Annotated in this window: 19 protein-coding genes; 7 read left to right on the top strand and 12 right to left on the bottom strand. The window is 52.8% G+C overall.

Going from position 1 to position 23,946, the window contains the following annotated elements; translation table 11 throughout:
- Nucleotides 1-73 precede the first annotated feature (73 nt).
- Complete coding sequence (locus AB9F29_RS10685; RefSeq protein WP_335585578.1) at nucleotides 74-988, bottom strand: LysR family transcriptional regulator; 915 nt, start codon at nucleotides 986-988, stop codon at nucleotides 74-76.
- Nucleotides 989-1,124: 136 nt separating this feature from the next.
- Between AB9F29_RS10685 and AB9F29_RS10680 the strand changes: the two genes are divergently transcribed.
- From AB9F29_RS10680 to AB9F29_RS10655, 6 genes are all read left to right on the top strand, one after another.
- Nucleotides 1,125-2,342 (top strand): aminopeptidase P family protein, encoded by a 1,218-nt coding sequence (locus AB9F29_RS10680; protein WP_369755677.1) that lies wholly within the window; start codon nucleotides 1,125-1,127, stop codon nucleotides 2,340-2,342.
- A gap of 99 nt (nucleotides 2,343-2,441) precedes the next feature.
- Complete coding sequence (locus AB9F29_RS10675; protein WP_335585580.1) at nucleotides 2,442-3,545, top strand: ABC transporter ATP-binding protein; 1,104 nt, start codon at nucleotides 2,442-2,444, stop codon at nucleotides 3,543-3,545.
- Between the two features lie 70 nt (nucleotides 3,546-3,615).
- The gene (locus tag AB9F29_RS10670) at nucleotides 3,616-4,749 is read left to right on the top strand and encodes an extracellular solute-binding protein (protein ID WP_369755676.1); all 1,134 of its coding nucleotides are present in this window, start codon (nucleotides 3,616-3,618) and stop codon (nucleotides 4,747-4,749) included.
- Between the two features lie 105 nt (nucleotides 4,750-4,854).
- Nucleotides 4,855-6,396: an ABC transporter permease gene (locus AB9F29_RS10665; protein ID WP_369755755.1), complete on the top strand. Its 1,542-nt coding sequence runs from the start codon at nucleotides 4,855-4,857 to the stop codon at nucleotides 6,394-6,396.
- A 3-nt stretch (nucleotides 6,397-6,399) separates the two neighbouring features.
- Nucleotides 6,400-7,296, top strand: coding sequence for an ABC transporter permease (locus AB9F29_RS10660; RefSeq protein WP_335585583.1), 897 nt, complete (start codon nucleotides 6,400-6,402; stop codon nucleotides 7,294-7,296).
- 235 nt (nucleotides 7,297-7,531) lie between these two features.
- Nucleotides 7,532-9,070, top strand: coding sequence for an arylsulfatase (locus AB9F29_RS10655; protein WP_369755675.1), 1,539 nt, complete (start codon nucleotides 7,532-7,534; stop codon nucleotides 9,068-9,070).
- Nucleotides 9,071-9,223: 153 nt separating this feature from the next.
- Here AB9F29_RS10655 and AB9F29_RS10650 read toward each other — a convergent pair whose 3' ends face one another.
- The 5 genes from AB9F29_RS10650 to AB9F29_RS10630 all read right to left on the bottom strand — a co-directional run bounded on the left by AB9F29_RS10650 (nucleotide 9,224) and on the right by AB9F29_RS10630 (nucleotide 14,903).
- Complete coding sequence (locus AB9F29_RS10650; RefSeq protein ID WP_369755674.1) at nucleotides 9,224-10,282, bottom strand: aldose epimerase family protein; 1,059 nt, start codon at nucleotides 10,280-10,282, stop codon at nucleotides 9,224-9,226.
- A 13-nt stretch (nucleotides 10,283-10,295) separates the two neighbouring features.
- The gene (locus AB9F29_RS10645; protein ID WP_335585586.1) at nucleotides 10,296-11,282 is read right to left on the bottom strand and encodes an ABC transporter permease; all 987 of its coding nucleotides are present in this window, start codon (nucleotides 11,280-11,282) and stop codon (nucleotides 10,296-10,298) included.
- Nucleotides 11,279-12,244: an ABC transporter permease gene (locus AB9F29_RS10640; protein WP_369755673.1), complete on the bottom strand. Its 966-nt coding sequence runs from the start codon at nucleotides 12,242-12,244 to the stop codon at nucleotides 11,279-11,281. Before AB9F29_RS10640 ends, AB9F29_RS10645 begins: the two co-directional genes overlap by 4 nt.
- Nucleotides 12,237-13,772: a sugar ABC transporter ATP-binding protein gene (locus tag AB9F29_RS10635; RefSeq protein WP_369755672.1), complete on the bottom strand. Its 1,536-nt coding sequence runs from the start codon at nucleotides 13,770-13,772 to the stop codon at nucleotides 12,237-12,239. Before AB9F29_RS10635 ends, AB9F29_RS10640 begins: the two co-directional genes overlap by 8 nt.
- 150 nt (nucleotides 13,773-13,922) lie before the next feature.
- Nucleotides 13,923-14,903, bottom strand: coding sequence for an ABC transporter substrate-binding protein (locus AB9F29_RS10630; RefSeq protein ID WP_369755671.1), 981 nt, complete (start codon nucleotides 14,901-14,903; stop codon nucleotides 13,923-13,925).
- Nucleotides 14,904-15,080: 177 nt separating this feature from the next.
- On the opposite strand from AB9F29_RS10630, the gene AB9F29_RS10625 reads away from it, so the two are divergent.
- Entirely contained in the window at nucleotides 15,081-16,178 is a 1,098-nt protein-coding gene (locus tag AB9F29_RS10625) for a LacI family DNA-binding transcriptional regulator (RefSeq protein ID WP_369755670.1), read from the top strand.
- 56 nt (nucleotides 16,179-16,234) lie between these two features.
- Here the strand turns inward: AB9F29_RS10625 and AB9F29_RS10620 are convergent, their stop codons facing one another.
- The 6 genes from AB9F29_RS10620 to AB9F29_RS10595 are packed head-to-tail and all read right to left on the bottom strand — an operon-like array spanning nucleotide 16,235 to nucleotide 23,945.
- Complete coding sequence (locus AB9F29_RS10620; protein WP_369755669.1) at nucleotides 16,235-17,854, bottom strand: GMC family oxidoreductase; 1,620 nt, start codon at nucleotides 17,852-17,854, stop codon at nucleotides 16,235-16,237.
- The gene (locus AB9F29_RS10615) at nucleotides 17,841-19,349 is read right to left on the bottom strand and encodes an FGGY-family carbohydrate kinase (protein ID WP_369755668.1); all 1,509 of its coding nucleotides are present in this window, start codon (nucleotides 19,347-19,349) and stop codon (nucleotides 17,841-17,843) included. Before AB9F29_RS10615 ends, AB9F29_RS10620 begins: the two co-directional genes overlap by 14 nt.
- On the bottom strand, nucleotides 19,342-20,184 hold the full coding sequence (locus AB9F29_RS10610) for a class I fructose-bisphosphate aldolase (RefSeq protein WP_369755666.1): 843 nt from the start codon (nucleotides 20,182-20,184) through the stop codon (nucleotides 19,342-19,344). The genes AB9F29_RS10615 and AB9F29_RS10610 overlap by 8 nt, the downstream gene beginning before the upstream one ends.
- 2 nt (nucleotides 20,185-20,186) lie before the next feature.
- The gene (locus tag AB9F29_RS10605) at nucleotides 20,187-21,920 is read right to left on the bottom strand and encodes a glycerol-3-phosphate dehydrogenase/oxidase (RefSeq protein WP_369755665.1); all 1,734 of its coding nucleotides are present in this window, start codon (nucleotides 21,918-21,920) and stop codon (nucleotides 20,187-20,189) included.
- Between the two features lie 59 nt (nucleotides 21,921-21,979).
- On the bottom strand, nucleotides 21,980-22,975 hold the full coding sequence (locus AB9F29_RS10600) for an aldo/keto reductase (protein WP_369755663.1): 996 nt from the start codon (nucleotides 22,973-22,975) through the stop codon (nucleotides 21,980-21,982).
- Complete coding sequence (locus AB9F29_RS10595; protein ID WP_369755661.1) at nucleotides 22,965-23,945, bottom strand: sugar-binding transcriptional regulator; 981 nt, start codon at nucleotides 23,943-23,945, stop codon at nucleotides 22,965-22,967. The genes AB9F29_RS10600 and AB9F29_RS10595 overlap by 11 nt, the downstream gene beginning before the upstream one ends.
- Nucleotide 23,946: the final 1 nt, after the last annotated feature.

Genomic DNA, 23,946 nt, shown 5'->3' with positions numbered 1-23,946 from the left:
TTACAAGGGGGTAAAATGCAGTGGTTGTCGATTTTTCGAGTGTCCCAAAAAAATTGGGGAAAATCTCAAACGTCTATGTCTTTTGCGATATTTGCTCCGTGGAGCGCGCATCGAGCGTCCAATTCACAAACGCATTTAGGGCTGGCACTTTGTTGAGGTCTGGGATCTTTTTCATGATCAGATAATAGAAAAAATCATCCAAAATCGTGACATCTGAGAGTTTTGACAGGCGACCGGCGGCGAGATCTTCGTGGATCAACGCAAGCGGGCAAAGCGCGGCGCCCTGTCCGGAAAAGGCTGCGGTTCGGAGCATATTGATATCTTCGAAGATAGGGCCCTTTAGGGCGTGTGGCGTTTGGCCTCCAGCGGCCTTGAACCATTGCGACCAACCGTTTGTATCCGTGTCATGCAACAGTCCAATGCCCAAAATATCGTCTAGAGTCGGATGGGCACGGCCAAGCGATTGAAACACCCATTTGCTGCAAACGGGCGCGCTCTCACCAGACAAAAAGGGAATGGATTTGAGGTTGCTCGCAAGTGTCGGAGTCGGACCGAAGGTAAACGCAAGATCGACCTCATCGAAATCAATGCCCTGCCCGTGCAGCGCGTAAACAACCTGAATATCAATTTCGGGATGTGCGGTGCGAAAAGCAGACAGCCGCGGAATGAGCCAACTTGTGGCGATGGACGGAATGGCCGCAATCACGAGCGGTTTTGTGCCTTCTGGTGCGCGAAGCCGTTTGCACGCGGCGGCAATATCACCAAAAGAGAGTGTCACAGCGCGCGCAAGATCCTCAGACTGCGGCGTCAGGATTGGCCGACGGCCCGTGCGTTCAAAAAGAGCAACCCCAAGCCAGTCTTCGAGATTACGCACCTGATGACTGACGGCGGATTGAGTGACGCACAGCTCGTCTGCGGCCTTCTGAAAGCTGCCAAGGCGGGCAACCGCTTCGAAGGTCTTGAGTGCGTTCAAAGGAAGATGCGTCATTTATAAGCTCGCTTTAACATGAATATAATTCATGTACGGTGAAAACTTCTCCTTTGACAAGTGTGGGTCTCGGGCAGAGGAAGAGTGGCAACGGATCGTCGCCACCGACGGATTTTCACACACAAAGGATGCAAGAATGGATCGCGAAATCTTTCAAGATTACACAGGTAATGGCCTGAAAGCTGCGCCGACCTTTTCCGCGACCGAAATGCAACGGCGTCTCACGGCAATTCGCACCTATATGGCGTCTGAGAACATAGATGCCGCGCTGTTCACATCCTACCACAACATTAATTATTACGCCGATTTTCTGTTTTGCTCCTTTGGCCGGCGCTATGGGCTGGTGGTTGATCACACGACCGCAACCTCGATCAGCGCGGGGATTGATGGGGGGCAGCCGTGGCGGCGGACCTTTGGCAATAACGTTACCTACACCGATTGGAACAAGGACAATTATTTCCATGCCGTCGACAAACTCGCAGGAACGGCAAATCGGGTGGGCATCGAATTTGATCACGTCAACATTGAGCTGCTAAGGCAGTTGGAGGCCTTTTTCCCAGAGATGGAATTTGTTGATATTTCCAAACCCGCCATGCGTCTGCGGATGATCAAATCGGCGGAGGAAATTGCGCATATCACCCAGATGACACGGATCGCGGATTTGGGCGGTGCGGCCTGTGCCGAAGCGGCGCGTGTGGGTGTTTCCGAGCGCGAGGTCGCCTTGCATTCCACCGCGACGATGGTGCGCGAAATCGCCAAAACATGGCCGCAGGGCGAATTGCTCGACACTTGGACTTGGTTTCAATCGGGCCTCAATACTGACGGCGCCCACAATCCCGTCACCAGTCGCATGATTGAAGCGGGTGATATCCTGTCACTCAATTGTTTTCCGATGGTTGCGGGCTATTACGTCGCTTTGGAACGGACGCTTTTTGCCGAACATGTCTCTGATGCGCATTTGCGGATGTGGGAAGTGAATTGCCGCGTACACGATCGCGGCAAGGAACTTTTGGTGCCCGGTGCGCGGTGTTCGGATATCGCAAAGGAGTTGAACGAGATCTACGCCTCCGAAGACCTGCTCCAATATCGCAGCTTTGGGTACGGTCATTCCTTTGGTGTCTTGAGCCATTATTACGGTCGTGAAGCTGGCCTCGAATTGCGAGAAGACTGCGACACGGTGCTCGAATCAGGCATGGTCATTTCAATGGAACCGATGATCACGATTCCCGACCATTTGCCTGGTGCTGGAGGGTATCGCGAGCATGATATTCTGGTGATTTCGGACGAAAACAATCAAGGGAATCATAACATTACAGCCTTTCCCTATGGCCCCAAACACTTGATCCTCAAGTGAACCTGTTGATAATAAAGTGAAAACTATTTTACTAATCGTTTAAATCCCTGTTAGGGTGGCTGACATGCCCGCTCGTTTGAAAACAACAGAAAGTTAAGCATGGCCAGTCCCAACAACGATTCGGCTTTTGTCGAATTTGACCGCGTTCAGAAGAGTTACGACGGTGAAAACCTTGTCGTAAAAGATTTAAACCTGTCGATGCCTAAGGGCGAGTTTCTGACGATGCTTGGGCCTTCAGGGTCTGGCAAAACCACTTGCCTGATGATGCTTGCAGGGTTTGAAACGGCTACCCACGGCGATATCCGCCTTGGTGGCAAGCCGATCAACGATATTCCGCCACACAAGCGCGGTATTGGCATGGTCTTTCAAAACTACGCGCTCTTTCCGCATATGACGGTCGCCGAAAACCTGTCGTTCCCGCTAGAAGTACGCAAATTTGGTAAATCCGAACGCGAAGCTAAGGTGATGCGCGCACTCGATATGGTGCAGATGGGGGAATTCGGCAATCGCCGTCCCGCACAGCTTTCTGGCGGCCAACAACAACGTGTCGCCCTCGCACGCGCTCTTGTATTTGAACCCGAGTTGGTTCTGATGGATGAGCCTCTGGGCGCCTTGGATAAACAACTGCGCGAAACGTTACAGTTTGAAATTACCAAACTCGCGCACAACCTTGGTATTACGGTGGTTTATGTGACCCATGACCAAACCGAAGCCCTCACCATGTCGGATCGGGTTGCCGTGTTTGAAAACGGACGCATTCAACAACTTGCGCCGCCGGACGAGCTTTACGAACGGCCAGCAAACAGCTTTGTGGCCCAGTTCATCGGCGAGAACAACACACTCGAAGGCGTGATCACGCAAATGGGCAAAACCCAATGTCGTGTGCGCCTCGATAACGGCGACGAAATCGACGCCGTTCCAATTAATGTGAAAAAAGTAGGCGAACGCACACGGGTCTCTATTCGCCCTGAGCGTGTTGAGTTTGACAAACAGCGCCTTCACGAAGACGCCCATATGCTCAAGGCCGAAGTGTTGGAATTCATCTATATGGGTGATATATTCCGCACACGCCTTCGGGTTGCGGGCAATGATGATTTCGTCATCAAGTCCCGGAATGCACCCGACCAAGTGCGCCTCGTTCCGGGGAGCCAAGTCGAAATTGGCTGGCTGACGGAAGACTGCCGAGCGCTCGACGTTATCTAAAGATATCTTACAGCCATCGCGCTCGGGGCTGTCGGAAAAACGATAAAAAAAGACCAACTAGGAGAGTACTATGAAACTTAGACATTTGTTTGGGGCCACGGCCCTTGTGATGTCGCCTCTAGCCGCAACAACGGTTTTTGCTGCGGACCTACCTGCCTGTGAAAACTGTTCTGACAGCATGACCATCATGTCATGGGGCGGCGCATATCAAGCATCCCAAATCGCTGCCTATTCCGATCCTTATGCAGCGTTAACCGGCATCACTGTCGTTTATGACGAAAGCTCCAATGAATCGATCGCGAAAATGCGTGCGGGTGCCGAAGCTGGCAACAGCGCGTATGACCTGATTGATGCGGAAGGCCCTGACTCACAACGTGCGTGCGACGAGGGTTTGGCCATTGAAATCGATGCCGACGCTTCCCTTGCTGCGGGCGATGATGGCTCCACACCAACAGAAGACTTTGGTCCAAGCCTGATCAACGAATGCTTCATTCCGCAAATCGTGTTTTCGACAACATTTGGCTATCGCAATGATGTCGCCGAATGGAATGGCGCAACACCAGACAGCCTTTGCGCGATTTTCGATACCGAAACTTTCCCAGGCAAACGTGCTTTGGAAAAACGTCCTAAGAAAAACCTCGAATGGGCTTTGATTTGTGACGGCGTTGCAAAAGAAGATCTCTATGACGTTCTGTCTTCGGACGGCGGCGTTGAGCGGGCTTTGGCCAAACTTGATACCATCAAAGGCGATGTTGTTTGGTGGTCTGCAGGTGCGGAAACACCACAACTTTTGGCAGATGCCGAAGTTGTAATTGGTTCCACATATAACGGTCGCCTGTTCTCGGTTATCGAAGAGCAAAAGCAGCCAGTTTCCATGCTTTGGGATTGGCAAGTGTTTGACTTTGACGGTTGGGTTGTTCCAGCTGGCTTGGACGAAAAACGCTTGAACCGTACGATGCACTTCCTGAAATTTGCCACAGACACACAGCGTCTCGCAGATCAGGCCGCGTATATCTCATACGGTCCAGCACGTGCGTCTTCGCAGCCTTTGGTTGGGGATCACGCCACGTTGGGTATTGATATGGGTCAGCACATGCCGACCAACCCAGCAAACCAAACCAACTATTTGGTGAACAACATCGAATGGTGGGCAGACAACAACGATGAAGTTGATATCAAGTTCCAAAACTGGTTGGCTCAATAAGCTACCCGTTTGATATAACTAGATAAAACAACTTGCGCAGGGGCTTAGATCCCTGCGCATCCCGACCCAAGAAAAACAACCACGGGACAGGACATGACGCAAACAATGACCGATGACCAAGACGCTTCGAAACCCGTATTGGCTGCTGACGGCACCCCATTAAAGCAAAGCCTGAACCGCGCCCTGCGGCGGCAAAAACTCCGCGCGCTGGCTCTGATTGCCCCGCTGCTTTTGTTCATCCTCGTCAGTTTTGTCGCCCCGATTGGCGATATGTTGTTCCGTTCTGTGGAAAACAGCATTGTGATGGAAACCATCCCACGCACCGTGCGCGCCATGCGCAACTGGGAGCCTGATGGCGAAACCCTCCCTCCAGATGAAATTTACGCAGCCTTTTACACCGATTTTGTCCTCGCCGAAGAGAACAAATTGCACACGCGCCTTGGCTCACGTTTGAATTATGAAGCCAGTGGCATGTCCTCGCTGTTCCGCTCTACGGGGCGTAGCATCAGCAAGTTTGACACCACAATTTACGGCACCCAGTTCATCGAAGCGGACGCCGCCTATGGCGACCCTGCGATGTGGGCCACATGGATGGCAGAAAAAGACAACCGTAAAGCCCTGCCCCTCACCGCCAGCGCCTATGAGGGTTGGGCCGAAATGATCGAAGACGTCAAAGACGCCGATCCTGCTACGAAAAAACTCAGCCCGATTGTTTACACAGCACTTTACAATGATTTCGCCTCGGGGGCCGTGGCGCCTTCGATGCCCGCCGTGGATGTGTCTGGTTTTGAGACCGTCTCCCTGCGCGAGCAATTCGGCGCCGCAAAGGCCGATTGGCTCGATCCAACCACATGGACGGTGATTAAAACCTTCGCGGGTCCACTGACCGATGGGTATTTCCTGAACGCCGTTGACATGTTGAGAGGTCCTGACGGGATCGAAGCGCGACCAGAAAGCCAACGGATTTATTTGCGGCTTTTGTGGCGCACGATTGTACTGTCGGTAACGATTACCGCCACCTGTATTATGCTGGGCTATCCAGTGGCTTGGCTCATGGCCAACTTGCCCAACCGTTCCGCGAACGTGCTGATGATCTTGGTTTTGCTGCCGTTTTGGACCTCGCTTTTGGTGCGGACCTCCGCTTGGAAGGTGTTGTTGCAAGAACAAGGCGTGATCAATGATCTGCTGGTTTGGATTGGTCTTGTGGGCGATCTTGACCGATTACAACTGATCCAAAACGCCACGGGGACGACCATTGCCATGACGCATATTCTTTTGCCTTTCATGGTGCTGCCCCTGTATTCGGTGATGAAAACCATCCCACCAAGCTATTTGAGGGCCGCGAAATCCCTCGGTGCGAACGATTGGACAGCCTTCTGGCGGGTCTATTTCCCTCAATCCCTCCCTGGGATTGGCGCGGGATCGATCTTGGTCTTTATCTTGTCCATCGGCTATTACATTACGCCCGAACTCGTCGGCGGCACCAAAGGTGTCTTCATCTCAAACCGGATTGCCTACCATATCTCAAGCTCACTGAATTGGGGCCTAGCCGCCGCTCTGGGCTCGATCCTACTGGTCATCGTACTCATCTTATATTGGGTTTATGATCGCTTGGTTGGTATTGATAACGTTAAATTGGGGGGCTAAAAAATGTCTTCACTTCCACCCTATGCCTCGCCCGTTCAACGCGCATGGTTCTATAGTTTTCGCGTCATCTGCGGGCTGATCTTCTTCTTTCTGATCGCGCCAATTATCGTGATTATTCCGCTGAGCTTTAATGCCGAAGACTTCTTTACCTTCACGCCGGAAATGCTGGCGCTGAACCCTGAGGGGTTCTCGCTCAAACACTACAAAGACTTCTTCAACAGTTCCGATTGGCAATTGGCCATGAAGAACTCCCTCCAGATCGCGCCGGTTGCCACAATCATCTCGGTGACCTTGGGAACGATTGCCGCGATTGGCCTGTCGCAAACCCACGTACCGTTTCGCCGCTCTATCATGGCGATCCTGATTTCGCCGATGATTGTGCCGTTGATTATCTCGGCGACGGGAATGTATTTCTTCTATTCCAACCCCTATATTCCGATCCCTTTCTACGGCAAGCTTGAGATCCCAATCACCCTTACAGGGACCTATGTCGGAGTCGTCTTGGCGCATGCGGCGCTTGGTATTCCCTTTGTCATTATCACTGTTACCGCCACGCTTGTGGGCTTTGATCGCTCCCTCACTCAGGCCGCGGCAAGCATGGGCGCCTCGCCCGTGCGCGCTTTCTTTAAGGTGCAAATGCCTCTGATTTTACCCGGCGTGATTTCAGGTGCCCTTTTTGCCTTTATTACCTCCTTTGACGAGGTGGTCGTGGTCTTGTTCGTGGGGTCGGCCAATCAGAAAACGCTGCCATGGCAGATGTTTATCGGCCTGCGTGAGCAAGTGAGCCCCACAATTCTAGCGGTTGCGACCATATTGGTTTTCCTTTCGGTCTTGCTCCTCGCCACGTTGGAACTCTTGCGTCGCCGCTCTGAACGCTTGCGCGGGATGTCACCCGGCTAATCGCAGAATGTTTCCCAGCTAATAAAGGGCCGTTTTCCCCTTTTCTGTCTAATAAATAAGGTTCTGGCTCACGCTGGAACCTTAAAATTTGTATCGTTCTGAATTTTGAACAGGCTATTTCGCCTATTGGGGCGCACTTTATTGCGCCAATCAAAAACATAAGCTACAATCACATATTGAGCGTTTTTGAACCTTGGTAAAAACGCACTAAAATTTTGACAAAGGAAACCTTAGAATGAAAACCGTGAACTTATTATTTTCGGCAAGTATTTTCGCTGTGGCCAGCCTTGCCGCGCATGCGCAAGACAAGCCAAATATCCTCGTTATTTGGGGCGACGACATCGGCCAGTTTAACATCAGCGCCTACAACAATGGCATGATGGGCTATCGGACGCCCAACATCGACCGCATCGCCGCAGAAGGCGCCTTGTTTACCGATTGGTACGGTCAACAAAGCTGTACCGCGGGGCGCGCAGCGTTCATTACCGGACAGTCACCCATGCGCACTGGCTTGACCAAAGTTGGCCTTCCCGGTGCTCCTGAAGGGATGATGATCGACGATCCAACCATCGCAGGCCTGCTCAAACCCTTGGGTTATATGACCGGTCAGTTCGGTAAAAATCACCTCGGCGACCGCGATGAAATGCTGCCGACCAACAATGGTTTTGATGAATTCTACGGCAACCTTTACCACCTGAATGCCGAAGAAGAACCCGAGAACGTCGATTATCCCAAAGACGCGGAATTCCGGGAAAAATTTGGCCCACGTGGGGTGATTAAATCCTCTGCGGATGGCACAATCGAAGATACCGGCCCCCTCTCCAAAAAACGTATGGAGACCGTGGACGAGGAAATAACCGCCGCTGCGATCGACTTTATGGACCGTGCCGTTGCACAGGACAAACCGTTCTTCTTGTGGTGGAACGCGACACGCATGCATATTTTCACCCACCTCAAGGAGTCCTCTGTTGGAGTGACCGGACTTGGCGTCTATGCGGACGGTATGGTTGAGCATGACGGAATGGTTGGCGAACTTCTTGATAAGGTTGATGAACTCGGCATCGCCGACAATACAATCGTCATGTATTCCACCGATAATGGCGCCGAAACATTCACGTGGCCCGATGGCGGCACAACAATGTTCAAAGGCGAGAAAAACACACAATGGGAAGGCGGCTACCGCGTTCCAACTGTGATCCGCTGGCCTGGCGTGATTGAACCCGGCACAGTAATCAACGACATCGTAGCCCACGAAGACATGCTGCCAACCTTCCTTGCGGCAGCGGGTAACCCAACTGTTGTAGAAGACCTGCTTGCGGGCGGCGTACAAGCCATTGGCCGCGAGTATAAAGTCCATATTGATGGGTATAACCTGATCCCTGGCCTTAAGGGCGAAGGCGAATGGCCACGGGATAATTTCCTTTACTGGACCGATGATGGTTCGGTTGCGGCGTTGCGCTACAACAACTGGAAAATCACCTTCCTGCGTCAAAATGCCGAAGGGTTTAAAGTTTGGACATCCCCATTTGAAGTGCTTCGTGCACCTTCAATTACCAATCTTCGCATGGATCCGTTTGAACGCGCAGAAGCCGAAGATGCGATGGGTTATCAACGTTGGTGGGTCGAGCATATGTATATTATTGCGCCCGCTGCGGCCTATGTTGGCGAATGGCTGCAAAGCTTTGCAGAGTTCCCACCGCGCCAAAAACCGGGAAGCTTCAGTCTTGAACGTGTGATGGAAGCAGTGACTGCGGGTTCTCCTGGAAGCCAATAGTCCACATCTTTCTAAGTGACACGACAGCAGGCCTCGCAAAACGGGGCCTGCTTTTTTGTGGCGTAGTTAGATTGATTTCGCGCCGCAACGCGCTGTATTTATTAGGAAAAATATGAGTTTGCGCCGGCTTGTTTTGGTTGCTTACCGTTACGCTCAGATGCAGCTAAAACGATACTCAATTGAATGCGCGTAAATCTCCCCTGCAGCAAGTTGGGCCGATGGGAACGCGGGTTGATTTGGGCTGTCTGGAAAAAACTGTGGCTCAAGGCATATACCAGAACGCGGCCCGTATTTTTGCCCGTTGAGGCCGACAATTGGCACCTTGAGTTGATGTCCGTCATAAACCTGCAACCCAGGCTTTGTGGTGTAGATTTGCATTGTGAGGCCTGTTTTTTGAGTTTCAAGGATCGCCGCCAGCGACCCTTGAGTAACAGGGAGATTTTCTGGTCGTGTAAGGATGAAATTGTGGTCTAAATCCATTGGACATTGTGGCGCACTAACTGGCCTTGGCGTCATAAAATCAAAGGGTGTTCCTTGGACATTCAGGGACTCTCCAGATGGGATGAGCGCACTGTCGACAGGGGTAATTCGATCGGCAAAAACGGTTAGGCGGTGATCGGAAATGCTGCCAGAACCGTCGAGGTTGAAATAGCTATGCTGGGATAGGTTCACAATAGTGCTCTGTGTCGATACGGCATTGAATTCAAGCGATAAAATAGCAGATTCTGATAGAGTATATGTGCATTTTACGTCCAGCGCTCCGGGGAATCCTTGATCGCCATCAGGCGAGTGGAGACCCAGTGTAACGCTCTCTTTGCTGTACGCGTCAATTGTCCAGACCCGTTGGGAGAGGCCTCCAGCGCCGCCATGCAAACAGGTGTTAGGACCTTCGTTTTGATCGAGTGTGTAGCGTTGACCGTCGAGGGTAAACCCGCCGCCGGAAATACGATTTGCGTATCTTCCGACAACGGCCCCAAAATAGGGCGAATACTTTGGATAATCTTCAAATTTCTCGAAGCCAAGAACAACAGATTGCAGCGGTCCATCTGGCATTTTGACACGCAAATCCGCGATTACGGCACCCCATGTTAAAATGCGGCAGGACGATCCGTCTGGCCCCGTTAGAGTGATTTCGTGAACAAGTTCCCCGTTAAACTCCCCTACCAGTTTTGGTTGGGGCAATGCGCATGCTCGCGTGTTTATCTGATCCATTGAAGTCGCCCTTTCACGCCGCTGACACGGTGGCACCCACAGACCTTTTTCGGGCCAAACGCGCTTGCAACATGATAACGACGAGGAGAAAAAGCCCCCGCACAACCGACTGCCAATAGGCCGAAAGGGAAATCCAGCCTTTGCCGTTTTCAAAATTCAGGATCGTGAATAAAACCCCCATCAACAAAACCCCCGCGAGCGTTGCGCCGACAGAACCCGCGCCGCCGGTGAGCAATGTGCCCCCAACAACGACGGCGGCGATTGCGAAAAGCTCCCAGCCCTTGCCCTCAATAGGTTGTCCCGCGCCGAATTGTGCTGCCAAAATGACCCCCGCGAGGCCTGCCAAAGCACCACAGGCGACATAGGTCAGCATCAGGATTTTGTTGACCGGAAGCCCCATAAGTTGCGCGGCATCTTCGTTGCCACCAATGGCCAAAACGGTGCGCCCTGCACTGGTGAAATTCAGCACATATGATCCTGCAATAAACGCGAGGACGGCAATGAGGGCGGGCACAGGAAACCCAAGAATGTTGCCCTGTCCGAGCCACGTAAAACTGGTGGCATAGGACGCGGGGATTGATTGATTTCCCGCCAGCAAAAGCGCCATACCACCTGCGGCCAGCATTGTCGCAAGTGTCGCCACGAATGGCATGATTTGCAGCCGCGTCACGATCAGCCCGTTAATCACCCCAACGATTACTCCCGCGCCAAAACCCGCCAAAAGCCCCGGCATAAGGCCGTAATGACTGGCGTGGGCGGCTACGACGCTCGACATCGCGGCCGTTGCCCCTACCGAAAGGTCAATGCCGCCCGTCATAATGACAAAGCACATACCCAAAGAAATCAATGCAAACATGGAGTTATACCGCAGTACGCTCATCACATTGAAGGTTCCCAAAAAATTATCATAGCGCAGCCAGCCGAAAAGGATAATCACCGCAAGGGCCAAAACAACACCGTAATTGTTCATTAACCCGCTTAAAATTGACTTGTTTCTCATGATGTCCGTGCCTTTCTTTGGAGCCAGACAGCTGCAATAATAATCGCCGCTTTAACCACCATCGCTGCGGCATCCGGAACGCCATTTGCAAGTAGTGTGTATCGTACAATTTGAATTGTCATCGCGCCCAGCAACGTGCCCCAGATGCTCGCGCGGCCCCCACTCAGGAGAGTCCCGCCCACGGCAACTGCAGCAATTGCGTCAAGCTCCATGCCCATTCCAACGAGGTTGGCATCTGATGCCGAATTGATGGCGATGACAATGAGGCCCGCTATTCCAGAGAGAAGGCCACTGATTGTATAGACCGCGATTTTCACACGGCTCACGGGCACACCCGAAAGCACAGCAGCATTTTGGTTGCCGCCGACGGCCAGAATTTGCCGACCAAACACCGTGCGGCGAAACATCCAAGCGGCCCCAATCACAATCACAGCCATGATGATTGCCTGAAATGGCAGACCAAACACACGCCCAAGGCCAATGAATTGAAATTCTGGCACATGGAAAACTTGTAGGTTTCCGTTGGTCATCACTTGCGCAATTCCGCGGCCTGCAATGAACAAAACCAGTGTTGCCACAATGGGTTGAATGTCGAATTTGGCAACAAGCCAGCCGTTAAACGCGCCAAGCAAACCTGCGACCCCGACCGAGATAATAATCGCCACGGTGACCGCGAGCCATACGGGTTCAATTCCTAGTATTGTACCCATGAAAATCATCGGCGCGAGCGCGCCAGAGATCGCCATGAGTGACCCCACAGAAAGGTCAATCCCGCCCGTTGCGATCACAAGCGTCATCCCGACGGCGACGATTACAATGGTGCAAACCTGTGTCAGGTTCACGTTTAAGGTTTGTAGCGAGAGGAAATTGGGCGTGATCGCGATGTTCAAAAGGATCAAGAATCCCAGAATAATTAGCGTCGCGTAGCGATCCAAAAAGGCATAGACTTGGCGTTCAGACATTGGCCGTGGCCCTTTCAGACGTGCCATGCGCCATCGCGGCGAGGACTCGATCTTCATTGATTTCTCCGTTGGTAAGCTCGGCAACTGACAGGCCTTCCCGCAAAACGTAAACGCGGTCGGCGCCTTCGGTAACCTCTTCTAATTCCGAAGAAATCATCAACACAGCCAGCCCATCGTCTGCCAGTTTGTTTACCAGTTTTTGTATTTCCGCTTTCGCGCCGACATCAATGCCGCGCGTTGGTTCATCGAGAATAAGGAGGCGTGGCGACATGGCCAACCAGCGACCAAGGAGAACTTTTTGCTGGTTCCCACCCGACAGTTCGCGAATTTTTTGGTGTGGCCCTGCGCATTTGATCCCAAGGCTTTTGATCAACCCATCGACGATTTGCGCCTGCTTTTTCTCATCCACAATGCCCGCTCGCGCAAGCTTTGGCATGAGGGCAAGCATCATGTTTTCGGCAATGCTTAAATCCGGCACAATCCCTTCGATTTTGCGATCTTCGGTGCAAAACCCAATACCTGCGGCAATCGCCTCGGCGGGCGAGTTGGGCGCGAAGTTTTTGCCGTCAAATTCCATGTGCCCTGCGGAAGGGGGATGTGCCCCAAAAAGCAGTTTGGCTGTCTCTGTGCGCCCTGCCCCAAGCAAGCCTGCAAATCCTACGATTTCGCCGCTGCGCACAGAGAAACTCACATCGCGAACATGAAGGCCATCACTCAAGCCCTGCGCTTCTAGAAGTTTGGTTCCGGCCGAATGCGCGTGCTCGTTATCAAAAGCTGTAATCCGTCCGCTGCTGCGACTGATTTCTTTACCGAGCATTGTGGAGACAAGCTCAAGTTTGTCGATTTCATCCAAGTTACAGGCGCGGATTGTTTTTCCATCGCGCATGATTGTCACGCGGTCACACACCTCGTAAAGTTCGTCGAGTTTATGGCTCACAAAGACAACCGAGACGCCCTCGGCTTTGAGGCTTCGGATCACATCAAACAGCACCGCCGCTTCGCGTTCGTCCAAGGAAGAGGTCGGCTCATCCATAATGACCAACTGGGCAGAAAACCCAATCGCCCGCGCAATTGCGATCATTTGTTGTGACGCCGTGCTGAAATCCGACAACTGCCGCCGCACATCAACCTTCATTGAAAAACGGGCCAATAAGCGCTCGGCCTCTTTGTGCATTGCGGGCCAATCAAGGGCACCATAGCGGCGCATTTCGCGCCCAAGACATATATTTTCAGTCACGGAAAGGGAGGGTACCAGATTAATTTCTTGATAAATCGTACTGATTCCAGCGTTCTGCGCCGCCTTGGGCGCATTCACTTCAAACGGTTTACCCGCGAAATGCACGTCCCCTTCGTCTTTTGTAATATAGCCTGTCAGGATCTTAATGAGGGTCGATTTTCCGGCGCCATTTTGGCCAATTAGGGCATGAACCTCACCCGCGCCGACCTGAAGGGATGCGCCATTTAGCGCGATCGTGCCGCCAAACCTTTTATGCAGGTTTTCAATCGATAAAAGAGGTGTCTCTTTCATTCTTTGCCAATCTATTTTTGAATTGCAATTCGTCGCAAACCTCAGAACGGCGGACGGCGAAAAGTAATTTGGATATTGCCCGAGGCAGACGTCCATAATAGCCCAGAAAATCCGGGCTATTATGTAGACACGTCTGCTATGAGAGGACCTCTAGTAGGCCGTGTCGATCAGTTCAGCAGCATTCGAAATGTCATAAAAATTATCGGGATTGATGATTTTTACCGGAATATCCGACCCCTGTGCAAAGGCGACGGCCGTGTCGAAGGCTGTTGGACCAAATCGTGGGTTACACTCGCAACAGGCCGCTACTTTTCCGTCGATGATCAGCTGGATGATTTCACGTCCACCATCAATCGAAAGGATCATAACATCCTTGCCCGCCACTTTGCCTGCCGCCTCAACGGCCGAGATCGCCCCAATGGCCATCTCATCGTTATGCGCATAAATAACATTGGCGTCCGGATTGGCTTGAAGCAGCGTTTCGGCAACTTGGCGGCCTTTGTCGCGCGCAAAATCGCCTGTTTGAGATGCGACGATTTCAAAGTCTGGATGCTCGGCAATATAGGTGTCGAACCCGAATTTACGATCATTCGCAGGGGACGAACCAGCGGTCCCTTCCAGCTCGATGATTTTGGTTTTTCCATCGTTGTTGGCGACGAGCCACTCCGCAACGCGGCGACCTTCTTCGATGAAGTCTGAGCCAATGAATGTCACATAGTCATCGCCAGCGACAGCGAGCGATTGGTCAACATTGCGATCCAACAGGATTACGGGGATGCCCGCATTTTTGGCTGACATGATTGCCGGAATGAGGGGGATTTCCTCACGTGGGGCGAGGAAAATAAGGTCAACGCCCTGTGCGATCATGGAATTAACATCGGACACCTGCTTGGCCGCAGACCCTGCCGCATCCGTATAAACCAATTGCCAGCCACGCGCCTCCGCTTCGGCTTTCATCGAGTTGGTTTGCGCCAAACGCCATGGGTTATTGCTTTCCGTTTGGGCAAAACCAACCTTGTATGTGTCTTTAACTGCCAATGTAGGACCGGCTGCGATGGCGGCGCGCGAGAACGCCGCTGCGGCGGCTGCGGCCGATGAAGCAAGCAGAAGTTTTCTGCGTGAAATAGTCATAATGAGTCTCCTCCCGAGATTGCGTGGCAAGGCCACTGGCGGTAATTTGTGTTATTAATAATTATTAGTCAACAGCAATTTATAAAAATTTATTGCGTTCCATTGAATCATCGGTAAAGGTTGTGTAACCAGCATGACACCTAATAACATGCACGCCAATTTTGGAATGGAAATAGTATGGCTAAGGCGGGAAATATCGGGAAAGACCAACCGGCGCAGCATATCACCCCCACTCCAAAAACTGCGCGACGCCTCACCATGACGGATGTCGCAAATGAGGCGGGCTGTTCGCAGGCAACGGTTTCTTTTGTTCTTAAAAACGCACCGGGTGTAAAAATTTCCGCAGACACACGCAAACGCGTCATCGAGGCGGCAATCCGGCTTGGCTATTCCTCGACAAAGTTTGTCCATCAGAAATCGGACGCGAATGTGGCCCAAAGCGCGACTCTGGCCGTTGGTTTTATTGTCGATCAGCTCGCAACCAGCCCAGAAGCTGTCATTGCCATTGATGCCGCCCGACAGGCCTGTTGGAACAATGGTCAAATTCTGTTGTCTGGCCAAACTATGCACGATCAAGAACTTGAGGAAAAAACCGTTCGTACCCTCGTCGATACGGGAATTTCCGGTCTGATCTACATGACCATTTTCACGCGGAAAATCGAAATACCAGCGTGTTTACTCGATCTGCCTATCCCAGTTGTTCTGTTGAATTGCTACTCCCAAGATCACCGACTTCCCGCCGTTATTCCCGACGAATCCATTGGCGGTTTCCGCGCGACTCGCCACCTGCTTGAACATGGGCACAAGCGCATCGGAATGATTACCGGTGAGGTGTGGATGGAAGCCACGCGAGACCGGCAAAAGGGCTATAAACGTGCCCTTGCTGAGGAAAATATTACGTTCGACAAAGGCCTCATCGTGCATGGAAACTGGACGCCCAGTTCTGGCTATGCCGCGACGATGCAGCTTCTTGCACTCAAAGATCGGCCCACGGCCATTTTCTGTCAAAATGATCGGATGGCGATCGGATGTTATGAGGCCTTGAAGGAAGAGGGGCTTAAAATTCCACAGGACATTTCCGTGATGGGATATGACGACGAGGAAATTGCACGTCACCTCCACCCCCCTCTCAGCACCGTCAATCTTCCCCATCGCACCATGGGCGCTTGGGCCGTGGAATATATTGAAGCCAATAAAAAGGTAAGGCCGCCCAAAAACACCATCATGCGGATGGATTGCGCCTTGGTTGAGCGCGAGTCCGTTGAGCGGATCTAATCCGCGGAGCGGCGCGCCGTCACGCGGCCCCACATTCTTATGTTTTGCCCGAAGGGTTACGGGCGCGTTTCGGCCAAGATCATCTGCGCGGCTTTTTCCGCAATCATCACAACCGGAGACGCGGTATTTCCCGACACGATTTTCGGCATAATGGACGCATCAATCACCCGCAGCCCTTGCAATCCGTGGACGCGAAGGTCGGCGCCGACAACAGCCATCGGGTCGCTTCCCATTTTACAGGTGCCAACCGGATGGAAAATCGTGGTCGCAATATTTCCCGCCTGTTCCAACAATTCAGCGTCGCTTTGATACGCAGGTCCCGGCAAAATCTCGTTGGGTTTATAAGGCTCAAGCGCTGTCGCTGTCATGATTTCGCGCGCTTGTCGGATCGAGGTGATCGCCACGCGTTTGTCCTGATCGGCGGAGAGATAATTGGGGCGGATATCAGGGTGCAGTTCGGTGTCAGCGGTCGTAATATGGCAACTTCCCACGCTTTCGGGGCGCAAATTACAGACCGACATGGTGATCGCGGGGAACGGGTGTAACGGGTCGCCGAGCTTGTCCGTCGACAGGGGTTGCACGTGATACTCCAAGTCTGGCGTTTCGAGCGACGTCGAAGATTTACTGAACATGCCAAACTGGCTGGGGGCCATAGACAAGGGGCCCGTTTGGGTAGCTAAATATTGAATCCCCATCTTGGCTTTTCCGACGAGGGAATTGGCCATAGTGTTCAATGTTTTGGCATTTTTGACTTTGTAAACGGTGCGGATTTGCAAGTGATCTTGCAGGTTTTCACCGACACCATTGCTCTCGTGTTGTGGCGTGATCCCGAGATCCATGAGGCGCTCTGGCTGGCCAATCCCTGAATGTTCAAGGATTTTGGGCGAGTTGATCGCGCCTGCTGCCAGCAAAACCTCCGCCGTACATCGCGCGTCAAAGGTTTTGCCCTTGCACGTAAAGCGAATACCTTTGACCGACTTGCCCTCAAGAATGAGATGTTCGGTATGCGCATGAGTCATCAACCGCAAATTCGGGCGCTTCATCGCAGGCCGCAAAAAACCGCGTGCCGTACTCCAGCGCACGCCGTTCTTTTGATTGACCTCAAAGAACCCAGACCCCTCGTTATTGCCATCGTTGAAATCGTCCCGCGGCATGATCCCAAACTGTTTTGCCCCTTCTTGAACTGCGTTCAATATGTCCCAACTTAGGCGTTGCTTGGAGACTTTCCACTCGCCGCCAGAGGTATGAACATTCGTCGTGCCCGCATGGTGATCTTCGGATTTTTTAAACAGCGGCAGGACGTCATCCCAGCCCCAACCGACATTGCCAAGCTGTCGCCAATGATCGTAATCGGCCGCCTGCCCGCGCATGTAAATCATGCCGTTAACGGAGGTACAGCCGCCCAAAACCTTGCCGCGCGGATAGACCAGCGACCGGCCGTTCAACCCCGCCTCTTTCGCGGTTTTCATCATCCAATCGGTGCGCGGATTACCAATACAATACAGATACCCAACAGGAATTTTCACCCAGTGGTAATTGTCATTTCCACCAGCCTCAATCAACAAAACGCGCGTTTTCGGGTTTTCTGTCAATCGGTTTGCCAATACGCATCCCGCCGTTCCCGCCCCGACGATAATGTAGTCATAGGTGCCGTCTAGGGTCTCAACTTGCGTCATTAAGATTGCTCCAAAATCCACGCATGCGCTCGGTCAGATCAAGCCATGCCGCATAGCGTTTTTCGTAAAAATCCCGTTTGCTTGGGTCGGGTTTGTAGTTTCTTGCAGGCCGAGTCATTGCGCTCACCGCGGCCTCATAATCGGGAAAATTGCCAGTGGCTACGCCCGCGCCGATGGCCGCGCCTAACGCGCCTGTTTCTTGTGCTTGGGCAACGGTAATCGGCACATTTAGACAGTCGGAAAACATCTGTGGCCAATGGGGGCTGCGTGCCCCGCCGCCAGACAAAACCGCGTGATTAAAGCTGGCACCGGCCTTTTTAAGCACGGAAATGTGGCGTTTATGTTCAAACATCACACCCTCAAACAAGGCGCGCAGCATGTTGCCTTCGGTGTGCCATCCTGCAAGGCCGTAAAATCCTGCACGGTAATCCGCGCCCAAGCGCGCGCCATATAAAAAGGGATGATAAAACGGATCATCAAGGCGCGGTGTGACCTCGCCCAAGCGATCGTTACAAAAATCAAAGGGGGCGTCATGGTGCCCACCACGTTCCACAAATTCGCGTACGTACCATTCCAAATTAGCCGCCGAAGTGGCGCTGGACTCGATATTAACAAAGCGTTCTGGCCCAAATCCTGTCACCATGAAAACACTGTCGTCGCGAACGGGTTCCTTGGAGAATACCTGATTGACGCCCCACGTTCCCACGATGATCGAGGCCTCGCCCGCCGTTACAACTCCTGATCCCAGCGCGCTCGAAACCACATCGAAATACCCTGCAATCACCGGAGTCCCCGCCGCCAATCCGGTGGTGCTGGCGGCGGCGTCCGAAAGGCCGCCAACGATGTCCGAGGATTCCAACAGGTCCGGCAGTAAATTGCGTGCATCCGAAAGACCATAAAGCGCAAGCAATTCATCGTCGTAGCAGCATTCTGGCATCCGCGTGAGGCCTGCGCCACTCATGTCGGATTGATCGCTCACCCGCCGTCCCGTTAATTTGTAGGTGATGAAATCTTTACACAGCAAAACGGTGCCAATACGTGCATAAACATCTGGCTGGTTCTGCTTCACCCACGCCAACAATGTGGGCGTTTGCGACGGCCAAGGTTTCTGCAAACACAACGCGTGCAATTGCGCCCCAACCTGTTGCGATAATTCCGTCGCCAAACCTGCGGCCCGCGTGTCGAGGGACTGAATCCCAATCAGGGGCGCGCCTTCTTGATCCAAAAGATAAAGCCCGTTGCCATGCCCCGCACAGCCAACCCCGACAATTTGCTCAGGCGAAATCCCAGCTTTGTCAATACAGCCCCGAATGGCCTGCTGTGCATTGGCCCAGAGTTCGTTCAAATCACGCTCGACATGTCCTGGCTCTGGTGTGGTTGAATGCCCGTCCAGCGCACAAAGCGCGATTTGATTGCCCTTCAGGTCAAACAAAACCGCCTTGATCACCGTGTTCCCAGCGTCCAGTCCCAGCACATATTTTGATGTCTCAGCCATTGTTATACACATCCCAGGCTTCTTCGCCGCTCGCACTATTGTGGATGATTGCCATCAAGGCCGCAACCACGGTTTTTGGGTTGTCATGTTGATAAATATTGCGGCCATAGACCATGCCTTTGGCCCCCTGCGCCACGATGGCCGCCGATTTTTCCAGAACCTTTTTGAGGTCCTCTTTGCCGCCGCCGCGCACCAATACCGGAACCCGTGCTGCTTCAACAACGCGATGGAAATCTTCGGGATTTGCCGTTGGATCGGCTTTGATGATGTCAGCCCCCATCTCAGAGGCAAGTCGCGTCAAGGTCACGATTTTTTCCGCATCGCCATCCACTTGATAGCCGCCATGCACGTCGTTGGGCAACATCACCAAGGGTTCAATCATCAGAGGCATGCCGTATTTTTCGCAGGAGGCCCGAACACGGCTAATGTTTTCAATGCATTGGCGGAACAATTCCGGCTCATCGGGCAACATGAACAAATTGACCACCACGGCCGCGGCGTCCATCTGCAACGCGCCAATGATCGGCTCGTCGGCATTCTGAAGCATCGACCACATGACACTGTGGCGTTGATCGTTATAGGGGTTGCCCATATCGATCCGCATCACCAATGCGGGTTTGTCTTTTTCCGGACGCGCTTGCAGCAAATCGGCCTGCCCATAAGCGCATTGGATCGCATCGGGTTTGGCGGCGATCAGGGCATTCATAACCGCAGGCATATCCTCAAGCCCGACCATAAAACTGGGCTCATTGCACACGCCGTGATCAATGGCCACGTCAAGGCATCCACCATGGGTGAACAAACGGTTCATACGGGCTTTTGTATTTGGTCTCATGTTCATTTCCTTGTGTTGTTTCGGTTGTCCAGAACGAGTGGCGACACATCGTGAAAGTCGTCTAGCTCCGTGAGAAGCGCCGCGCGCTGGTGGGATGTTTCTTTGGGCGACCACTCAAGGTGCTGCGCCAAAATTTCGCTAATTTGGTCGATAATCTCTGAACTGATCTGTCCTGTGATCGCCAAAACCGTACGCCGCAATACGACATCGGCCAATGTGACCACGAACTCGTGTTCCGCGAGATAGGCGATTTCGCCGTGGGTGTAATTTGAGCCTACGACAAGGGGTGCATCGTTCGGATATTGGTCACAGTATTCCAGTATTTTGCGCGCCCCCGTCCCATAAGAGGCCGCCAAATGTGCGGCACGTTCGGGTGTGATTTTGTATTCCCCGACAAGGGTTTTTCGTGCCAAGGCCTGCGCGGGTTCGTCCTGTGCATCGGCACAACCTTTGCCCCCACCAATGGCTAAATTACGGGTTGAAACGGTGCGCGTGGCTCCGAGTTCCGTAAGAACGTCATCGGTTGTCTGCTCGGCAAACGCGCGAAAGGTTGTCCATTTTCCACCCACCATACAGAATTGCGGAATGAGGCCATCCAAACGTTTCGTCGCATGGCCACGCGAAATGCGTCCGGTGAAATCTTGGGTGCTTTTTGGCAATGGGCGTATGCCGCTATAACTAAAGGCGATTTGGTCTTTGGAGACATTAAGATGGGGGAAAACCCGCGCGAGGGAAGCCAGAATATAGTCGCGTTCCTTGGGCGAACATCGCACGCGTACGGGTTCATCCACACGAATATCAGTCGATCCCGCAAGGACTTTGCCAAGGTAGGGAAACACGATGCAAACCCGACCATCTTCGTTCTCAAAATAGATCATATGGCCATCAAGAGCTGTCATAAGATCTGGATTATCGAGGATTAAATGCGACCCTTTGGTGCCTGAAACCAGCGGCTCTTTGGTGCGTGCCTCTGGATCGAGAGCGGCGATTGTCTGATCGAGCCATGCTCCCGTGGCGTTCACCAAAGCACGGCCCGTGATTTGAAAACGCTCGGAGCCCAAATTATCTTTGACCGTAAACCCACCCTCTGACGGGGATAATTCCGCGTAATTGAGTGCGATGGCGTTCGGGTTTGCCGCACGGGCGTCTTGGATCAACTCCAAACCAAGCCGTTCCGGATGGCTTATCCATGCATCATAAAATGTGGCCGAACACCGCAAACCCTGCATCAACCACGGGCGCTCTTTGCGGGTGGTTTTAGCGCTGTGAAATTGATGCTTCGGCAGCGTACGGTTTTTGCGCGTCACCCAATCATAGAGCGACAGGCCAAGTTTGATCGGCAAGGCGCCGCGCCGTGAGGGTTGGCCAGAACCGCCCAGAAATGAGGTCGCGGCGTTCATCGTTCCGGTGAACCACGACGTGATCGGAATGGTGGTGGGTAACGGCCGCACGTAATGCGGCGCGTTGCGCAGTAAGGCATCCCGTTCCGTGATGGATTCCTGAACGAGGTTGAATTCTCCGTTTTCAAGATAGCGCAAGCCGCCGTGGATCATCCGCGACGGCGCCGCACTGCACCCCGAGCAAAAATCGTTCCGCTCAACCAAAAGCACCCGAAGCCCCTGCAACGCAAGATCGCGAAAAACTCCGATGCCATTGATACCACCACCCAGAATAATGACGTCAAAATCCGGGTTTTGGGCCAATGCGTTTTTGCTATCTTGGCGTTGAAAAGACATAACTTCTCCGTTTACCGAAACAGGTTCCGGCATCATTTAGTTTGCACGTAGCAGGCGGTTTATGCGTCTAGGTTTTGTAAATGTTGGTCAGCGGCAGTATTAATGGTTGTTAAATCCGACGCACTTAGGCGCAGGCGTCCGGCGTTTGCATTTTCACGGGCTTGTTCGACATTTCGTGCGCCGCAAAGAGAGAACGTGATGCCGGGCTGTTGGAGCGTCCAAGCAATCACGGTTTGGGCAAGCGTGGCGTCGTGGTGCTCTGCAATCGGTGTAATGTCATCCATCAATGCTTTGATTTTCTTGCGGTTATCTTGCGAGAACCGTGGATTGTCCTTGCGCTGGTCATCGCCTTCAAACTGACGATCCGGCGTCATTTTTCCCGACAAAAGCCCCAAGGCGAGCGACGAGTAACTCAAAACCGATACGCCATTCTCGCGCGCAATCGGCAACAGGGTTTTTTCGATGCCACGTTGCACCATGCTGTATTCTTCTTGGATGCTATCAAGCTGCCCCGCCGCAATATAGGCGTTTACGTCTTCCGGACTGGTGTTGCTTGCTCCAATAGAGCGAATTTTGCCCTGCTTTTTCAAGAGTTCCAGCGCTTCCATCGTCTCGTCAATGGGCGTTGTCGGATCTTGCCAATGGGTGATGTAATGGTCGATATAATCGGTGCGTAAACGCGTAAGGCTTTGTTCTACCTCATAGATAATGGCATCCTTGCCCAAGTAACGATGTACCGGCGTACTGTCGATATCAAAGAAATGGTTGCCCTTTTGCGTGTGCCAAACGAGGCCACATTTGGTAACAAGAACGACTTTGTCGCGCCGTGTTTCGATGGCCTTTCCAACGATATCTTCGGCCACGCCCTGCCCGTAAGCGGGGGCCGTGTCGATCAGGCTCACGCCCTCGTCAATCGACGCATGAATGGCTGCAATGGATTTGGCTTCGTCCGTTCCGCCCCACATCCAGCCGCCGATTGCCCATGTGCCAAGGCCAATCGCCGAGGCCTCAATGCCACTTTTCCCAAGGGTTCGCGTCAGCATATCATGCAACATTGTCTGATCTCTTTTCATTATTTAAAACTGTTAAAGCGGTTTCTTCATCCATGACCAAAGCATCGAGATAACCACCGTTAAGCGCCGCGCGAATAGGCCGCGCTTTTTCCTGTCCCGAGGCGACACCGATCGTGCGGCCACATCCTGCGAGATCGTTTGGGTTGAGCGCCACGAGGCGGTTATTGAGCGGGTAATCGGCAACCTCGCCGTTGTCGCGAATGAGATGCGCCATCAATTCCGCCGCGACTCCAACGCCGACAAGCATTTTTCGATCTGCTTCGGGAACCGGGTTCAAGTCATAGTAGCTCGATCCCGCAGGCTCCATGGAACCGACCCCTAAAAGGGCCACATCTGCCCTGCGTGCCAGATCAAAAACATCCTTCACAGGGCCAATTTCCAAGATCATGTCCCGCTGGCCGCGGGTCTCTGCAAACAAGGGAGCGTGCACCAACATGGCCTTGCCGCCAAGTCGTTCTGCCATTTTCGTTGCAAGGTGGTTCACATCGGTGAAATATTTTCCCTGCACCCCACCCGTCAGCGGCACCACCGTCACATCGCGCAACGTATCCGGCAATAGATTGTTGATGACCGCACTCACGGCCTTCCCGCCAGTAATCGCAATCACATCGCCATCACGCACGGTTTCAAGCAAGAGATTGGCCGCAGCACGCCCCACTTGTTGCAAGGTCGTATCGGGATTTCCCGAGGCCGTGGGGGTGATTACAGCGCCCGTCAAACAGGTCGAGGCAATCAAGCGATTTTCATAGTCAATCAAATGTTGAAACCGGCTTTCGATGTCGATTTTAACCATACCCATTTTGCGGCCCTGCGCGATCAATCGGTTCACTTTTGACGTCGAGAGATTAAAGCGCGCTGCAATTTCGGATTGCTTGAGCCCTTCGATAAAATGAAGCACAAGGACCGCTTGGATTTGGCGCGCAGTTTCATAATTGGGACTAGAGGCATTCATA

This window comes from Falsihalocynthiibacter sp. S25ZX9, assembly GCF_041205405.1.
GTDB lineage: Bacteria > Pseudomonadota > Alphaproteobacteria > Rhodobacterales > Rhodobacteraceae > Falsihalocynthiibacter > Falsihalocynthiibacter arcticus.
The sequence above is the reverse complement of the archived record's forward strand: the minus strand, read 5'-3'. Positions and strand labels throughout refer to the sequence as shown.

What these genes read in the sequence shown, in the direction of transcription:
- AB9F29_RS10625 (WP_369755670.1), top strand. Translation starts at nt 15,081, where the DNA reads ATGGCTAAGGCGGGAAATATCGGGAAAGACCAACCGGCGCAGCATATC.
- AB9F29_RS10620 (WP_369755669.1), bottom strand. Translation starts at nt 17,854, where the DNA reads ATGACGCAAGTTGAGACCCTAGACGGCACCTATGACTACATTATCGTC.
- AB9F29_RS10660 (WP_335585583.1), top strand. Translation starts at nt 6,400, where the DNA reads ATGTCTTCACTTCCACCCTATGCCTCGCCCGTTCAACGCGCATGGTTC.
- AB9F29_RS10680 (WP_369755677.1), top strand. Translation starts at nt 1,125, where the DNA reads ATGGATCGCGAAATCTTTCAAGATTACACAGGTAATGGCCTGAAAGCT.
- AB9F29_RS10655 (WP_369755675.1), top strand. Translation starts at nt 7,532, where the DNA reads ATGAAAACCGTGAACTTATTATTTTCGGCAAGTATTTTCGCTGTGGCC.
- AB9F29_RS10665 (WP_369755755.1), top strand. Translation starts at nt 4,855, where the DNA reads ATGACCGATGACCAAGACGCTTCGAAACCCGTATTGGCTGCTGACGGC.
- AB9F29_RS10600 (WP_369755663.1), bottom strand. Translation starts at nt 22,975, where the DNA reads ATGTTGCATGATATGCTGACGCGAACCCTTGGGAAAAGTGGCATTGAG.
- AB9F29_RS10595 (WP_369755661.1), bottom strand. Translation starts at nt 23,945, where the DNA reads ATGAATGCCTCTAGTCCCAATTATGAAACTGCGCGCCAAATCCAAGCG.
- AB9F29_RS10685 (WP_335585578.1), bottom strand. Translation starts at nt 988, where the DNA reads ATGACGCATCTTCCTTTGAACGCACTCAAGACCTTCGAAGCGGTTGCC.
- AB9F29_RS10605 (WP_369755665.1), bottom strand. Translation starts at nt 21,920, where the DNA reads ATGTCTTTTCAACGCCAAGATAGCAAAAACGCATTGGCCCAAAACCCG.
- AB9F29_RS10610 (WP_369755666.1), bottom strand. Translation starts at nt 20,184, where the DNA reads ATGAGACCAAATACAAAAGCCCGTATGAACCGTTTGTTCACCCATGGT.
- AB9F29_RS10645 (WP_335585586.1), bottom strand. Translation starts at nt 11,282, where the DNA reads ATGAGAAACAAGTCAATTTTAAGCGGGTTAATGAACAATTACGGTGTT.
- AB9F29_RS10650 (WP_369755674.1), bottom strand. Translation starts at nt 10,282, where the DNA reads ATGGATCAGATAAACACGCGAGCATGCGCATTGCCCCAACCAAAACTG.
- AB9F29_RS10630 (WP_369755671.1), bottom strand. Translation starts at nt 14,903, where the DNA reads ATGACTATTTCACGCAGAAAACTTCTGCTTGCTTCATCGGCCGCAGCC.
- AB9F29_RS10670 (WP_369755676.1), top strand. Translation starts at nt 3,616, where the DNA reads ATGAAACTTAGACATTTGTTTGGGGCCACGGCCCTTGTGATGTCGCCT.
- AB9F29_RS10640 (WP_369755673.1), bottom strand. Translation starts at nt 12,244, where the DNA reads ATGTCTGAACGCCAAGTCTATGCCTTTTTGGATCGCTACGCGACGCTA.
- AB9F29_RS10615 (WP_369755668.1), bottom strand. Translation starts at nt 19,349, where the DNA reads ATGGCTGAGACATCAAAATATGTGCTGGGACTGGACGCTGGGAACACG.
- AB9F29_RS10675 (WP_335585580.1), top strand. Translation starts at nt 2,442, where the DNA reads ATGGCCAGTCCCAACAACGATTCGGCTTTTGTCGAATTTGACCGCGTT.
- AB9F29_RS10635 (WP_369755672.1), bottom strand. Translation starts at nt 13,772, where the DNA reads ATGAAAGAGACACCTCTTTTATCGATTGAAAACCTGCATAAAAGGTTT.